The sequence below is a fragment of the Ruegeria discodermiae genome, from assembly GCF_030758345.1.
Classification (GTDB): domain Bacteria; phylum Pseudomonadota; class Alphaproteobacteria; order Rhodobacterales; family Rhodobacteraceae; genus Ruegeria_C.
The window spans coordinates 309,898-323,562 of sequence record NZ_JAVAMO010000004.1; the positions used below are offsets into that span (position 1 = coordinate 309,898).

Annotated in this window: 14 protein-coding genes; 2 read left to right on the forward strand and 12 right to left on the reverse strand. The window is 60.7% G+C overall.

Annotated elements, in window-relative coordinates:
• Positions 1–31: 31 nt before the first annotated feature.
• Genes Q5Y75_RS12670 through cyoA form a run of 5 tightly spaced genes read right to left on the reverse strand, consistent with a single transcriptional unit; the run spans position 32 to position 4,828 of the window.
• Positions 32–721, reverse strand: a complete 690-nt coding sequence (locus Q5Y75_RS12670; protein WP_306197835.1) for an SURF1 family protein — start codon at positions 719–721, stop codon at positions 32–34.
• The gene (gene cyoD, locus Q5Y75_RS12675) at positions 718–1,077 is read right to left on the reverse strand and encodes a cytochrome o ubiquinol oxidase subunit IV (RefSeq protein ID WP_306197836.1); all 360 of its coding nucleotides are present in this window, start codon (positions 1,075–1,077) and stop codon (positions 718–720) included. The genes Q5Y75_RS12670 and cyoD overlap by 4 nt, the downstream gene beginning before the upstream one ends.
• Positions 1,074–1,706 carry a cytochrome o ubiquinol oxidase subunit III gene (gene cyoC / locus Q5Y75_RS12680; RefSeq protein ID WP_306197837.1) on the reverse strand — a complete coding sequence of 211 codons (633 nt, stop codon included), beginning with the start codon at positions 1,704–1,706 and terminating at the stop codon, positions 1,074–1,076. The genes cyoD and cyoC overlap by 4 nt, the downstream gene beginning before the upstream one ends.
• Entirely contained in the window at positions 1,706–3,739 is a 2,034-nt protein-coding gene (cyoB, locus tag Q5Y75_RS12685; RefSeq protein WP_371933262.1) for a cytochrome o ubiquinol oxidase subunit I, read from the reverse strand. Before cyoB ends, cyoC begins: the two co-directional genes overlap by 1 nt.
• Before the next feature lie 18 nt (positions 3,740–3,757).
• Positions 3,758–4,828 (reverse strand): ubiquinol oxidase subunit II, encoded by a 1,071-nt coding sequence (gene cyoA / locus Q5Y75_RS12690; RefSeq protein WP_306197838.1) that lies wholly within the window; start codon positions 4,826–4,828, stop codon positions 3,758–3,760.
• A 189-nt stretch (positions 4,829–5,017) separates the two neighbouring features.
• Between cyoA and Q5Y75_RS12695 the strand changes: the two genes are divergently transcribed.
• Entirely contained in the window at positions 5,018–6,286 is a 1,269-nt protein-coding gene (locus Q5Y75_RS12695) for an MFS transporter (protein ID WP_306197845.1), read from the forward strand.
• 18 nt (positions 6,287–6,304) lie between these two features.
• Here Q5Y75_RS12695 and Q5Y75_RS12700 read toward each other — a convergent pair whose 3' ends face one another.
• Positions 6,305–7,360 (reverse strand): OmpA family protein, encoded by a 1,056-nt coding sequence (locus tag Q5Y75_RS12700; RefSeq protein ID WP_306197847.1) that lies wholly within the window; start codon positions 7,358–7,360, stop codon positions 6,305–6,307.
• A 192-nt stretch (positions 7,361–7,552) separates the two neighbouring features.
• Here Q5Y75_RS12700 and Q5Y75_RS12705 point away from each other — a divergent pair, with 192 nt between their 5' ends.
• Entirely contained in the window at positions 7,553–9,064 is a 1,512-nt protein-coding gene (locus Q5Y75_RS12705; RefSeq protein WP_306197849.1) for a caspase family protein, read from the forward strand.
• Positions 9,065–9,133: 69 nt separating this feature from the next.
• Here the strand turns inward: Q5Y75_RS12705 and Q5Y75_RS12710 are convergent, their stop codons facing one another.
• The 6 genes from Q5Y75_RS12710 to Q5Y75_RS12735 all read right to left on the reverse strand — a co-directional run bounded on the left by Q5Y75_RS12710 (position 9,134) and on the right by Q5Y75_RS12735 (position 13,661).
• Positions 9,134–10,273: an energy transducer TonB family protein gene (locus tag Q5Y75_RS12710; protein WP_306197851.1), complete on the reverse strand. Its 1,140-nt coding sequence runs from the start codon at positions 10,271–10,273 to the stop codon at positions 9,134–9,136.
• The gene (locus tag Q5Y75_RS12715; RefSeq protein ID WP_306197853.1) at positions 10,270–10,647 is read right to left on the reverse strand and encodes an ExbD/TolR family protein; all 378 of its coding nucleotides are present in this window, start codon (positions 10,645–10,647) and stop codon (positions 10,270–10,272) included. The genes Q5Y75_RS12710 and Q5Y75_RS12715 overlap by 4 nt, the downstream gene beginning before the upstream one ends.
• A 4-nt stretch (positions 10,648–10,651) precedes the next feature.
• Positions 10,652–11,017, reverse strand: a complete 366-nt coding sequence (locus Q5Y75_RS12720; protein ID WP_306197855.1) for an ExbD/TolR family protein — start codon at positions 11,015–11,017, stop codon at positions 10,652–10,654.
• Complete coding sequence (locus Q5Y75_RS12725) at positions 11,010–11,675, reverse strand: MotA/TolQ/ExbB proton channel family protein (protein ID WP_306197859.1); 666 nt, start codon at positions 11,673–11,675, stop codon at positions 11,010–11,012. Before Q5Y75_RS12725 ends, Q5Y75_RS12720 begins: the two co-directional genes overlap by 8 nt.
• Positions 11,672–12,103: a hypothetical protein gene (locus tag Q5Y75_RS12730; RefSeq protein ID WP_306197862.1), complete on the reverse strand. Its 432-nt coding sequence runs from the start codon at positions 12,101–12,103 to the stop codon at positions 11,672–11,674. The genes Q5Y75_RS12725 and Q5Y75_RS12730 overlap by 4 nt, the downstream gene beginning before the upstream one ends.
• Before the next feature lie 262 nt (positions 12,104–12,365).
• Positions 12,366–13,661 carry an NAD(P)/FAD-dependent oxidoreductase gene (locus Q5Y75_RS12735; protein ID WP_306197864.1) on the reverse strand — a complete coding sequence of 432 codons (1,296 nt, stop codon included), beginning with the start codon at positions 13,659–13,661 and terminating at the stop codon, positions 12,366–12,368.
• Between the last annotated feature and the right edge of the window lie 4 nt (positions 13,662–13,665).

Genomic DNA, 13,665 nt, shown 5'->3' on the forward strand with positions numbered 1-13,665 from the left:
CAGCGTTGCGATCATACAAGGGCGCGCGCCCTCAACGGCGCAACCGACTGATCGTGAGATAGGCCACCGCCCCGAACAACAGCAACGCCATCGCATACCATGTCAGCGCATAAGACAGGTGGGTGTTGCGGAAGCTGAGCTGGGTCAACCCACCGCGTGGCCAAGCCGTCTCGTCCGCGTTGTGATCCGCATCAATGAAATAGGGCGCTGTCTCGCCTAGCCCCACCGCTTCGGACAAGGCCTCAACATCGCGCGAGACCCAGCGCCCTGCGCCGGGATCGTTGCGCTCCAGCAGCGTGCCTGCGGGTTCGCTCGGGCGCAGTAGACCGGTGACGGGCAGGTCGGGAAGGGCCCAGCCCGCAGGGTCCTGCGCCTGAGCCGGGACAAAACCGCGATTGACCCAGATGATGCGACCCTCTGCCAAAAGCGGCATCATCAGCCAATAGCCCGGCCCTAGCCCGGTTACCGCCTTGATCAGCACAGGCTTATCCATCTCGAACTGACCAACAGCCCTGACACGCAGATAACTATGCGCGTCAGGCTCGAACCTTTCGGGCAAATCCACCGGCTCACCAAAGGCGCGGCTTTCGACCGTCTCGATCAGGTCCGTTTTCCACGCCAGGCGGCGCATTTGCCAGTTGCCCAGCAGGATGAAGGTGACGATCAGAGTCGCACAACAGCCAAGCAGCAGAACCGTCAGCCAGACGGGCCTCGCGGTCATTTCAAACTGCGCGCCCGCTCGATCTGGTCGTGGGCGGGCATCATGTTTTCTTCGAGGTTGAACATCACCCAGATCGACCCGGCCAGCACGATCACCAAAAGCAGAATGGTCAGCACCATCGACATGACCTGCCAGCCCTCATCCACCTTCAGCGAGACATGCAGGAAGTAATGGATATGCACCAGCATCTGCAACCCGCCCAGCGTGAAGATGACCACCACCGCCCAAGCCGTGTTGTCCATCACATCGCCCAGCACCAGCCAGAACGGGATCAGCGTCAGGATCACCGACAGGGCAAACCCCACCAAATAGGAATGCAGCGATCCGTGGCCTGTGCCTTTGACAGGGGTGCTCATAGCAGGACTCCGGTGAGATAGACGAGCGAGTAGACCCCGATCCAGATCAGATCGAGGAAGTGCCAGAACAGGCTCAGGCACATCACCCGGCGCGTGTTGGCGGGCGTCAAGCCGCGCTGTGACAATTGCACCAGCAACACGATCAGCCAGATTGTACCGGCGGTCACGTGCAGACCATGCGTACCCACAAGAAAAAAGAAAGATGACAGGAACGCGCTGGCCATCGGCGTCGCGCCTATATGCCAGAGATGGCTGAACTCCTCATATTCCAGATAGAGGAACGCCGCGCCAAAGAGCCCCGTGATCACTAGCCAGAAGATCGTACCACGCAGGTCGCCGTGATCCATTCGCATCACTGCAAAGCCAAAGGTGACTGAGGAAAAGAGCAGCGCAAAGGTGGCCACCAGGATCATCTCGATATCAAAGAGATCGGCAGGTGATGGCCCGGCGGCATAGTTCTGGCCCAAGACAGCATAGACCGCAAAGAGGATGCCGAAGATCAGGCAATCGCTCATCAGGTAGATCCAGAACCCCAGCATGGTCGGGGGTTCATGCGCGTGATCCCCGTCGTGATGCGGATCGTCGAGAACGTAGAATTTCGAGGCGTCGGTCACTGCGCTATCCGTCATCATTCCGCCGCCTGTGCCAGTTGCGCGCTGCGCTGATCCTCAATGCCGCGCACCTCATCAGCGGGGATGTCATAGTCGCGGTTATAGTTGAACGTGTGTCCGATCCCGTAAAGCAGCGCGGCGGCAAAGCTGGCGGCGGCCAGCCAGTACACATGCCAGACTAGCGCAAAGCCCATCACGGTCAGGATCGCCGCCAGCACCACGCCGGTTGCCGTGGAATGTGGCATATGGATCGGCACAAAGCCGGTGGTGGGCCGCACGAAGCCTTCCCGTTTCATCTGGGCAAAGGCGTCGATCTCATACACCCGAGGCGTGAAGGCGAAGTTGTAATAAGGCGGCGGGGAAGAGGTCGACCATTCCAGCGTCCGGCCATTCCACGGGTCGCCGGTCACATCGCGCAACTCGTCACGTTTGCGGATCGACTGAACGATCTGCACCAGAAACGCCGCGATGCCTGCGGCCACGAACAGAGCGCCGAAAAGGGCGATGATGAAGTAGACCGAATAGAACGTATCCTCGAACTGGCTGAGGCGGCGGGTGACACCCATCAGGCCCAGCACATAAAGCGGCATGAAGGCCAGATAGAAGCCGATCAGCCAGCACCAGAAACTGACCTTGCCCCAGAACGGCTCCAGCTTGAACCCGAAGGCTTTGGGCCACCAGTAGATGATCCCGGCAAAGACGCCGAAGACAACGCCGCCGATGATCACATTGTGGAAATGCGCCACCAGAAAGAGCGAATTGTGCAACACGTAATCCGCCGGCGGCACCGCCAGCAACACGCCGGTCATGCCGCCGATCACAAAGGTCAGCATGAAGCCCATGACCCAGAGCATCGGCGTCTCGAACCGGATGCGGCCCTTATACATGGTAAAAAGCCAGTTGAAGATCTTGGCCCCGGTCGGGATCGAGATGATCATCGTGGTGATCCCGAAGAACGAGTTCACATTCGCCCCCGCCCCCATGGTGAAGAAATGGTGCAGCCAGACGATATAGCTTAGGATCATGATCACGCAGGTCGCGTAGACCATCGAGGTATAGCCAAACAGCCGCTTGCCGGTGAAGGTCGGCACGATCTCGGAAAAGATGCCGAAGATCGGCAGGATCAGGATATAGACTTCCGGGTGGCCCCAGATCCAGATGAGGTTCACATACATCATCGGATTGCCGCCAAGCTCGTTGGTGAAGAAATGCGTGCCCAGATAGCGGTCAGCGGTCAGCAATGCGAGCGTGGCCGCCAGCACCGGAAAGGTCGCAACGATCAGGATGTTGGTGCACAGCGCCGTCCAGGTGAAAATCGGCATCCGCATATAGGTCATGCCCGGCGCGCGCATCTTGACGATGGTCACCACCAGGTTGATGCCCGACAGCGTGGTACCCACACCGGCAATATTGAGCGCCCAGAGGTAATAATCCATGCCCACGCTGGGGCTGTATTCCAGCCCCGAATAAGGCGCATACGCCAACCAGCCCGCAGTTGAGAATTCACCCACAAAAAGTGAGATCATGATAAGGATGGCGCCGGAAACCGTCAGCCAGAAGCTCAAATTGTTGAGAAATGGAAAGGCCACATCGCGCGCGCCGATCTGCAGCGGCATCACGTAATTCATGAATCCGGTCACAAACGGCATCGCCACAAAGAAGATCATGATCACGCCATGGGCGGTAAAGATCTGATCATAGTGATGGGCGTTCAGATAGCCCTCAGAGCCGCTGGCGGCCATCGCCTGATGGCCCCGCATCAGCAGCGCGTCGGCAAACCCGCGCAGCAGCATGATCAGGCCCAGCACCATATACATGATGCCGATCTTCTTGTGGTCGATCGAGGTGAACCATTCTTTCCACAGATAGCCCCAGAGCCGGTAATAGGTGATCGCGCCGACCACGGCGAGGCCCAGGATCACAACGCCGATGAAGGTGCCCAGCACGATAGGATCGTAGAACGGGAAGATATCCCAGGACAGCTTTCCCCAGAACGGATCAATATCCACGCTGCCAGAGGCCAGACCATGCGGATCGGAGGATGTCGCCATCTGAGGTCTCTCTTCCTGCTAGTGTTGCGTGGTTGGGGTTGCATCGGGAAGCAGCGACATGACGGTCACGATCTCACCCGCACGCAGGCGCATCTCGGGCCGCAGCATGGCGATGAAAGCGCCGGGATCCTCGGCCGAGCAGATGCCGCGGAACATCTCGCGATTCCACAGCCCCTCCAGCCCGCCGCCGCCCAGCGCGTCAACCATCATCATGTCGTTCCGGCACAGGCTGTCGCTATCGACACAGTGATTGACGAGGCGGTCCCAGGCCGTCTCCGAAACGGTACCGTAATAGGTCACCGGATGTGAGATGCTCGGCTGGTTCAGCGCCTCCAGAGTGTCGGTATCAAGGTCCTGCGCGCTGGCGCCGACCTTAGCGACCCAATCGTCAAACCCGGTCAGGTCCATCCCGTGGAACTTGAACCGCATCTGCGAGAACCCTGCCCCGCTGTAATTAGCCGAAAACCCATCATAGACGCCCGGTTCGTTTATGACCGCATTCATCTCGGTCTGCATCCCGGCCATCGAATAAATCTGCCCTGCCAGCGCCGGGATGTAGAAGGAATTCATCACCGTGGCCGAGGTGATCTGGAACTCGATCGGGCGATCCACGATGGCCGCCACTTCGTTCACGCTGGCGATGCCCTGTTCGGGGTAGATGAACAGCCACTTCCAATCCATCGAGGCGACCTGAATGATCAGCGGCTTCACCTCGGGATCGATCGGTTGATCTTCGGAAATCCGGCCCAGCGGTTTATAGGGGTCCAGCCGGTGAGTCGCGACCCAAGTCAGCCCGGCGAGGCAAATGATGATCGCCAGCGGCACCGACCAGATCACGATCTCCAGACTGAAAGAGTGATGCCATTCGGGCTCATAGCTCGCCTTTTTGTTCGATTCGCGGTACTTGATCGCAAAGAACACGGTCAGCGCCATGACCGGCAGGATCACGATCAGCATCAGAACGGTGGCGTAGATGATCAACTCACCCTGCTGTTGCGCCACATCGCCCGCGGGTGAAAGCACAACCAGATCGCACCCCGCCAGCAAGAAGCAGGAAAACAAAGCCACGATATGAACTGCGCGTTTCATGATCTTTCCATAGCATATGCGGAACGACTCGTTGGCAAAGGGAAATTTGCCCCATAGCGTGTAACCCAATGTTGTGATCCGAGAGGGCCGGTGTCGCAATGCGACAAAAGGTGACTTATCCAGTCACTTTTTGCCAGCACGCCTTTCGGTGTACAAAGATCATAAGGACGAGACCTGGAGGACGGCCCGATGAGCGCCACCGACCAAAGCCATATCGAACGCGCCACCATCGACGAGGTGGTGATCACGGTCATCATGGCGCGTGTGACCGATTTCTTCGGCTTCTTCGTCTATGCCATCGCCTCGGCGCTGGTGTTCCCCCGCGTGTTCTTCCCGACATATGATCCTGCGACTGGGACATTGATATCCTTTGCAATTTTCTCGCTCGCCTTCCTCGCGCGCCCGGTGGCCAGCCTGACCGGGCGCTGGGTTCAGGCCAAGATCGGGCGGGCCGCCAAGGTCACGCTGGCGCTGATGATCCTGGGTTGCGCGACCGTCGCGATCGGGCTGTTGCCGGGTTATGAGAGAATCGGCTGGCTGGCGCCTGTGCTGCTGGCCGTTCTGCGCATTCTGCAGGGGATCGGACTGGGCGGCGCCTGGGACGGGCTGACCCTGCAGCTGCAACATGTCGCACCCCCGCATCGCAAAGGGCTCTATGCGATGGTGCCACAACTGGGGGGCCCGATCGGCTTCTTCGTGGCCGCCTCGCTGTTCTTCGTGCTGACCGATTTCCTGACTGATGAGGAATTCATCAGATGGGGCTGGCGCTTTGCCTTTTTCGCAGTGATGGCGGTGAATGTGGTCTCGCTGTTTGCCCGGCTGCGGCTGCTGAATGCTGATCTGGGCGTTGATCCCCAGGTCACCCGGTCAGCCCCGCTCAGCCCCCTGCTGCACACCCAATGGCGTCAGATCCTGCTGTCGACCATGGTGCCGCTCGCGAGCTACGCGCTGTTCCACATGGTGACGGTGTTCCCGCTGGCCTATGAGCTGCTCTATGGCGATCAGAACATCCCGCGCATTCTGATCATCCAACTGGTGGGCTGCGCGCTGGCGATCCTGGCGGTCATGGGCTCGGGCGTCTTGGCCGACCGGATGAACAAGCGCATGGTGCTGGTGATCAGCACCGGCCTGATCGTGGTGTTGAGCTTTCTGATCGACACGCTGAACAGCGCGCCGGCGATCTTTATCATCTTCGGATTCGTGGTGCTCGGACTGGCCTATGGGCAGGCCAGCGCCATCGTGGGCAACCGTTTCGACCCCGAGTTCCGCTATTCCGGCACGGCAATGGCCACCAACCTGTCCTGGATCACCGGCGCGGCCTTTGCGCCGCTGGTCGGGCTTGGCCTGACCGTGGCGTTTGGCCTCTGGGCCTCGGCGCTGTATCTGATTTCAGGCGTGGTCGTGACATTCTTTGCGCTCTACCAGTTGAACCGTCTCAAGGCCGCACAAGCGGACTGAGGCGGCTCCGGCCTCGCTTCAGTTGATCGGCACGAACTCGATCCGGCGATTGCGGCGCTTGCCCTCGGCGGTGTCATTCGACACCACCGGGCGGCTTTCGCCATAGCCGACCGTGATCAGCCGTTCCTGTCCGATCCCCTGGGCCACCAGATAGTTGGTGACCGCCTGCGCGCGCCGCTCGCTAAGCACCCGGTTTGCCGCCTCGGACCCGTCGCGGTCGGTATGGCCGCCAACCTCGATCCGCAGGTCCGGGCAGCGGCTGATGATGTCATGCAGGTTGGACAGCAGCGGCAATGAGGCACGATCCAGCCGGGCGCTGCCCGAGTTGAAATAGATGTTGCCGGTGCGCGACAGGATTTCCATCCGCCCGACACAGGCGTCACGATCCAGGTCACCCTTGGTTTCCAGCGCCGTCTCGCTCGGCGTCGCGGCGGCCAGTTGCAGCTGCGGTTGCGTGCCGGGGCGAGCCCGGTCAAAGACGAAACCGAAGCTGACGAAGCCGAAGGGCAGGATATCGACATTTGCGGCGTCCTGCAGCTTGCCGCGCCCTTCATCCAGTGCGAAGTCTGTCAGCGGGATCGCGATCGGCGCGGTGTTGGCAACCGCCACGCGGTCATTGTCGACCAGCGTGATCGCCACCTGCGCGCTGCGTTCCTGGGTGACGCCGTGCAGGTTCATCGTATAGGGCAGATCGATGATCTTGTGCCGCACCTCATGCAGATCGGTCAGTTGGTCGGCGGGCAGTTGCGCGGTGATCACCGCCTCGGGGAAATTGAAGGTTTCGAAGAACAGAAACCGCATCCGCACGTTGCGCAGGTCGATCTTGGTATCGACACTATCAAGCTGCACCCGGATTTCGGCCGCGCCGCTTTCACTGATCACACCCGAAAAACTGGCGAACCCGCTATGTTCGGCCTTGGAGTTCTTCTTGACCGACAGAAAGCGCAACTCGGACGCTTCTGCATCCAGCTCCCAGCCATGTTCGAAAGGATCGGCGCTTTGGGCGAAGGCGGCACTGCCCAGCAGGATGCCCCCCAATGTCAGAGCGGTGCGGAACGCGGATACTGCCTGCATGGTCACTTTCCCGTAAAAGTTGAGATGGAATCAGGGATAAGTCAGGTAAAGGCCACAATAAAGCCCAAAAGGCGGCGTTAATGTGGATGTATTGAGCAATTCGCCAGGATATACCCCTGAGCTGACAGGCCGGTCCGGGACATTCCGGTTGCAACCGTCAGTCGAGGCATCCATGGTTCTCGGGGCATGAAAATGGAACAGAAATTCATCCGCCTGCTAAAGGTCATGGCTGCGCTGGTTACCCTGTGCTGGGCCGGGTCCGCGCTTGCCGATCCGCGCATCGCGCTTGTCATCGGCAATTCGGCCTACGGCTCGGTCACCGCGCTGGACAATCCGGCCAATGATTCGCGTCTGATATCGACCAAGCTGGAAAAGATGGGGTTCGAAGTGCGGCTGCTGACTGACAGCACGCAGGTCGAGATGAAGCGCGCCATCGCACAGTTCGGACGCGATCTGCGCAAGGGCGGTGATCAATCCGTGGGCCTGTTTTTCTATGCCGGGCACGGGGTGCAGTCCTTTGGCTCGAACTATCTGCTGCCGGTGGATGTGTCGCTGAGCGACCCCGCCGATCTGGACCTGATGGCGGTTGAGGCGCGCTCGGTCCTGCATCAGATGGCCTCGGCCCGCAACAAGACCAATATCGTCATTCTGGATGCCTGCCGGAACAACCCGTTCGAAGAGCTGGCGGATATGGATGACAACGGCCTTGCCGAGATGAAGGCCCCCACCGGCACCTTCCTGGCCTATGCCACCGATCCCGGCGGCGTTGCGCTGGATGGTGATACCGGCAACAGCCCCTTCACGCTCAGCCTGGCCACCCATATCGAAGAACCCGGAATGCCCATTGAACAGCTGTTCAAGAAAGTGCGCGTCGATGTGCTGTCACAGACGCGCGGGCTGCAGACCCCCTGGGACACGTCCTCGCTGACGCAGGAATTTTCCTTTTCACCCCAGCAGACACCGGTGCCCAGCTTTGAGACCGAAGATCTTGCCTGGGGCGCGATCAAGGACTCCGAAGACCCGGTGCAGATCATGCTGTTCCTGCGCGCCTTTCCCGACAGCCGTTATGCCAAGCTGGCGCGCACGCGGCTGCAGCATGTGATGGCAAACTCGTTTTCGGAAACACTCACCAATCCGGAGCCCGAACCGGTAGAGGAAGCCCCGCAGGTCGCAGCCGTACAAGACCCGGCCACGCCCGAGGTCGATGATACCGAGCGGCTGATGTTCGATCTGGCCGCATCCGATGACACCGTGAATGCCTATCAGACCTATCTCGACAGCTATCCTGGCGGCGTGTTTGCAGATGAGGCCTCGGAACGGGTCGCGGCGCTAGAGCTTGAGGCGCAGACCGTGACGCGCAAAGCCGAAGCGCAGGTAGCCGCACCCACCGCCGCTGAACAGCCGGGCGACGTGGTCACGTTGAACGGGCGGCTGACCTTCGGCAATGATGGGATATTGGGCAAGACCATCGCCGAACTGGTGCGCGGCTCGCCGCATTTCCCGCCGATCGAAGGCCTGCCGGAAGCGCTGTGGAAAGACCAAACCTGCTCAGGCTGCCACCAGTGGACACCCGAAGCGCTATGTGTCCAGGCGCAGACCTATGCGGCCAATCCCTCCTCCGCGAGTGTTGCAAAGTCCCATCCCTATGGTGGCGATTTCAAGGTCAACCTGCGCTACTGGGCCGAGGGCGGCTGCCTGGAATAACCCCCGCGACAACGCGCAGATCATACGCTGAAACCAACGTCGTTTTTCTGATCGGGCTGTGCTGCCGGATCAACTGTTTTGATAATAAAACGAAAGCTTGCGGCTCACCCCCTGTGGCGGCGGCGGAAATGGAACGGCGCGTCGCACCTGTTCCTTGGCAGCGCGCTCCAGTTCGGGTGACCCCGAGCTGTCGACGATATCCACCCATGCCAGCGAACCGTCAGGGTTGATTTCGAAAAACACCTGCGCAAAGCCACGAACCGACACATAGACAACCGGGGCACGGTTCAAATGAACCAGAACCTGACCCGCATAATTGGTGACGTTGGAATTCCCCGGCCCGCGCCCACCGGACCGGCTTTGCGTCCTGCTACTGGCGAACGCATCAACAGAATCCCTTTGAAAGAGAGTCAGTGGAGAGTCCACGGTTTGTTGAGGATTGCGCAGGTTGTCAAAATTACTGAACCCGTTGAGCGTGCCCCGTGGTTCGGCAGGCGGTCTGCGGCTTGGAAGGCGCGGGCGTTTCGAAACAACCACAGCCTGCTCGGACTCCTGCGTTTCGCTTTCTGACGGGGTTTCCGCGCCATCCTCCAAAGGTTCGACACGTGTCGCAGGGATGTCCGCTGCCAGCAGATCACTCTCTGACGGAACGACCGGGACCACAGCGGAGTCCGGTGCGGACAAGGCGGCCGACACCTGCGGCTCGGGGGGCGCTGACGCCTCTGCATCGGGCACCTCAGCCGTCTCAATCCCTGCTGCGGGGGGTTCCTGAGGCGTTTCAACCGTTGTATCGGGTTCGACCGACGCAACGGTGTTCTCATCAGACGAACCAGTATCCGCCTCCGACGGCTCAACAGGGTCGCTCACCTCCGCCTCGGGCGCATCCGGTTGCGCGCCGATATCGGGTGAGGACACATCCTGGGGATCAGCAGAGGCCACAAGTGCGTCGCTGGTTGGGATTTCTGCCTGCTCGGGCTCCACCGTCTCCTCAACCGGGGGCTCGGGCACCTCAGCGGCGTCCGGTTGAACCGGCTCTGGCGGGGCATCGGCAAAATCTTCAAACGCAGATCCCAGCTCCACCGCCTCGCTCGGGCTGACCCCTGCCTGCGTCTCCGACAGATCAGCCACAGTGAAACTGAGAAACACGAGGTGCCCCAAGAGCGAAACAACAAGGGCCACTACGGCGACGAGTGCAGACCTGCGGATCATTCGAGGGCCTGTTCAGTCACAAGAAACACCGAGGGCGCGCCCAGCCTGCGGAGTGCCCCGGTGATTTCCATCAAACGGGGACCCGAAGCGTCGCGATCCGGCACGATCCTTACCGCTCCGGATTCATGGCTTGCCATATATGTTTCGGGATCGATTGGACGACCGCGAAAACTCAACACGCCTTCTCGGTTTAGCACCAACGCATCGGGTGGTTCGCGCCCGTCCAGTTCCGAGGTATCCACCAGGTTCAGATCGGGGTCGATTGGTGGTGCGAGGGTCCCGGCGATCAGGAAAAAGATCAGCATCAGGAAGACGACGTTGATCAGGGGAATTGTCGAATCGCGTTTGCGGCTTGGGCGCGTGGCGCGGATCATGAGCTCACTCCAGCACGGTCACGGTCAGACCTTCGCGCCCGCGCAACCGGACCAGAAGATCGACAAGCCGCTGTGCCGAGGTATCCGCATCCAGGCTCACCAGAACCTGCCCCGTTTCGATCTGCGCGGACAGCTCGTCCAGTGTTGCCGCAACTCCGTTCATGGTGAGCCGTTCGGCACCAATCTGAACAAATATCCGCTCGACGGGCTGGTCCGGGGCCGATGTGCTTGCGGCTGCACTGCTCAATTCGATCTCGGCGAACCTCGAAAAGGTCGAAGACAGCATGAAGAACAGCAGAAGAAGAAAAATGACGTCTATCAGCGGCGTCATCGACATCGGGCGTCGGACAAAGGGGGCTGTGTTACGCATGCCCATGCGCGGCCAAAGGCTGATCGGCGCCCGCCGTTTCCTGAATGGGCTGGCCCGGCACCAGGACCGTCCGCAAGGCCTTGTCGGCAAACACCCGTTCGCGCGCGGTGCGGCTTTCGAACCAGGACAAGAGCATCGAGGTTGGCATCGCCACGGCGAGACCCACGGCCGTTGTCACCAAGGCAACCCAGATACCTCCCGCGAGAAGCGACGGATCGACCGAGGCACCAGCACTCTGAAGGCTCTGGAACGCGTCAATCATCCCTAAAACCGTCCCGAACAAACCAAGGAGTGGCGCGAGCTGGGCGACCGTATCCAAAAGGCGGAAACCACGCTCAAGCCCGGCAAGCGCCAGCCCGGCCTCCGCATCCAGACGGTCATCCAGATTTGGCGTGTCCCGCGCATCCATCGCCGCTGCCACGATGGGTGCGAGATAGCTGTTGCTCTTTGAAAGCCGCTCACGCGCCGCGCGTCGATCGCCCGCATCCCAATCCTGCAGGGCCTGAGACAAAACCCGATGCCGCCCCACGCCGCAAGCGGCAAACTGCCAAAGCTTATAAAGCGTCACCGCCACGGTCAGCACCGACATGAAGAGCAGGATCGCTACAACAGGCCCGCCAAGGGCAAGAATTTCACGAAGGGAATTCAGCAGGTTCATCCAAGCAACTCCATATCGACCCGACTACTGAGCGACAAAGCCTCCTGACAAACATCGCTCTCGACCCCTTCCACGACGCATGATCTTGCGCCATTGATCAATGCGCGGCCCACGGCATTGCAGGCCCGCCCCGGAAGGTCAAACTGGCGCACACGCGGGCGACCGACCGGCAGGTCACGGAAATCAAACAGCGAAAGGGTTACAACCCCACCCGCATTGTCGAAAATCACGGTCTCAAACACCGCTTCATCGATGGTTTTTCCGGTAAGGTTTTCCACCAGGAAGGACAATCGGCACGCCTCGCCGACGTCCTGAACGGCGTTCAGTTCCACTGAAAGCGTCGAGGCAGGAGCGTCGCCAGACTGCGCGCGCAGTCCCAGAGGAAGTAGACTTGCCACTAAAACAAGAGCGAAACGGAGAAGCATCATCGACCGGCACCCAGTTGCTTGCGCTGAATTCGAACACCCGCAATGTCTTGCTGGCTGTCCCCCTCTCTTACCTGACGCGGGAATCACATCAAAGGGCCCTTGAGACTATTGTGATAGGGCCGGAGGGCAAGGTGGCCCCGGGTAGATTTGACCCCAGGGGATGGGTAATCTGCCGCGACGTTCCAAAGCAGAGCTGAGCGGTCCAGGCTGATCCGACAGACTCTCAAAGCCGAGCTTTGCCATCGTCTAGCAGACCCGTTCGCTACAGCCTGTCGCGCAGGCTGTACCAGAGCATTGCCAGCACCAGCAGCGGCGAGCGTAGCGCAGCACCGCCGGGAAAGCGGCCGGTCGGGACCTGCGCCATCAGATCAAAGCGCTCGGCCTGCCCGGCAATGGCCTCACAGGCGATCTGGCCCGAGAGTGTGGCCATCCCCACCCCATGCCCGGAAAACCCCGACAGCGACAGGATATTCCCGCGCAGCCGCGCGTAATGCGGCATCCGGTTCATGGTGATGCCCAGCGTCCCGCCCCAGGCATAGTCAACCCGGGTCTCACGCAGTTGCGGAAAGATCTCCAGCATCGGCTTGCGCACTTTCGCGGCGATATCCGCCGGGAAGCGGTAGCCATAGCTTTCGGTTCCCCCAAACAGCAGCCGGTGATCATCGGAAAACCGGAAATAGTTCACCACGAATTTGCTGTCAGCCACGGCAACATTGCCTCGGATCAGGTCTTCCTGCTGCTCCGGCGTCATCGGCTCGGTGGCGAGGATGTAGTTGTTGATCGGCATGACCCGTGCCGCCACCTCGGGCTGCAACCCTCCCAGATAGCCATTGCAGCCCAGCACCACATAGCGCGCGGAAATAGTCGCGTCCGGAGTGCGCAACTGCGTCGGGGTGCCCGCATCCAAGTCCTGAACATTGGAACGCTCGAATATCCGCACCCCCGACAGCACCGCCAAGCGCGCCAGCCCGAACGCGAAGTTCAGCGGGTGGATATGCCCCGCGCCCATGTCGATGGTGCCACCGTGATAGGCGGGCGAGTTCACCAGATGGCGACATTCCTCGGCATCCAGAGGCCGGATCTTGTCATAGCCATATTCGGACTTGAGCTTGTCCGCATACGCCCGGCTATGGGGCACATAACGTGCGCGGTGATCGGCATGGATGATCCCGTCATGGAACGGCATGTCGATCTCAGCGCAGAGCGCGCGCACCAGATCAACCGATTGCGTTGCGATCTGCCACAGCGCGCGCGCATGGGGTTTGCCCAGCATCTCTTCCAGCGCGTCCTGCTCCACCCGCTGCCCCTGCCCCACCTGCCCGCCATTGCGGCCCGAAGCGCCGAAACCGACGCGCTGCGCCTCCAACAACACCACGTCATAGCCGCGGCGGGCCAGATGCAGCGCCGCCGACAACCCGGTAAAGCCACCGCCCACCACGCAGACATCACAGCTCAGCGCACCGCGTGCGGGCTCAAACGGGTCAAGCTGCCGGGCGGTCGCCGCGTAGTAGGACGCGGGGTATTCCCCCGGCCGGTCATTGGCGCTCAGCAGGTCCACAAAC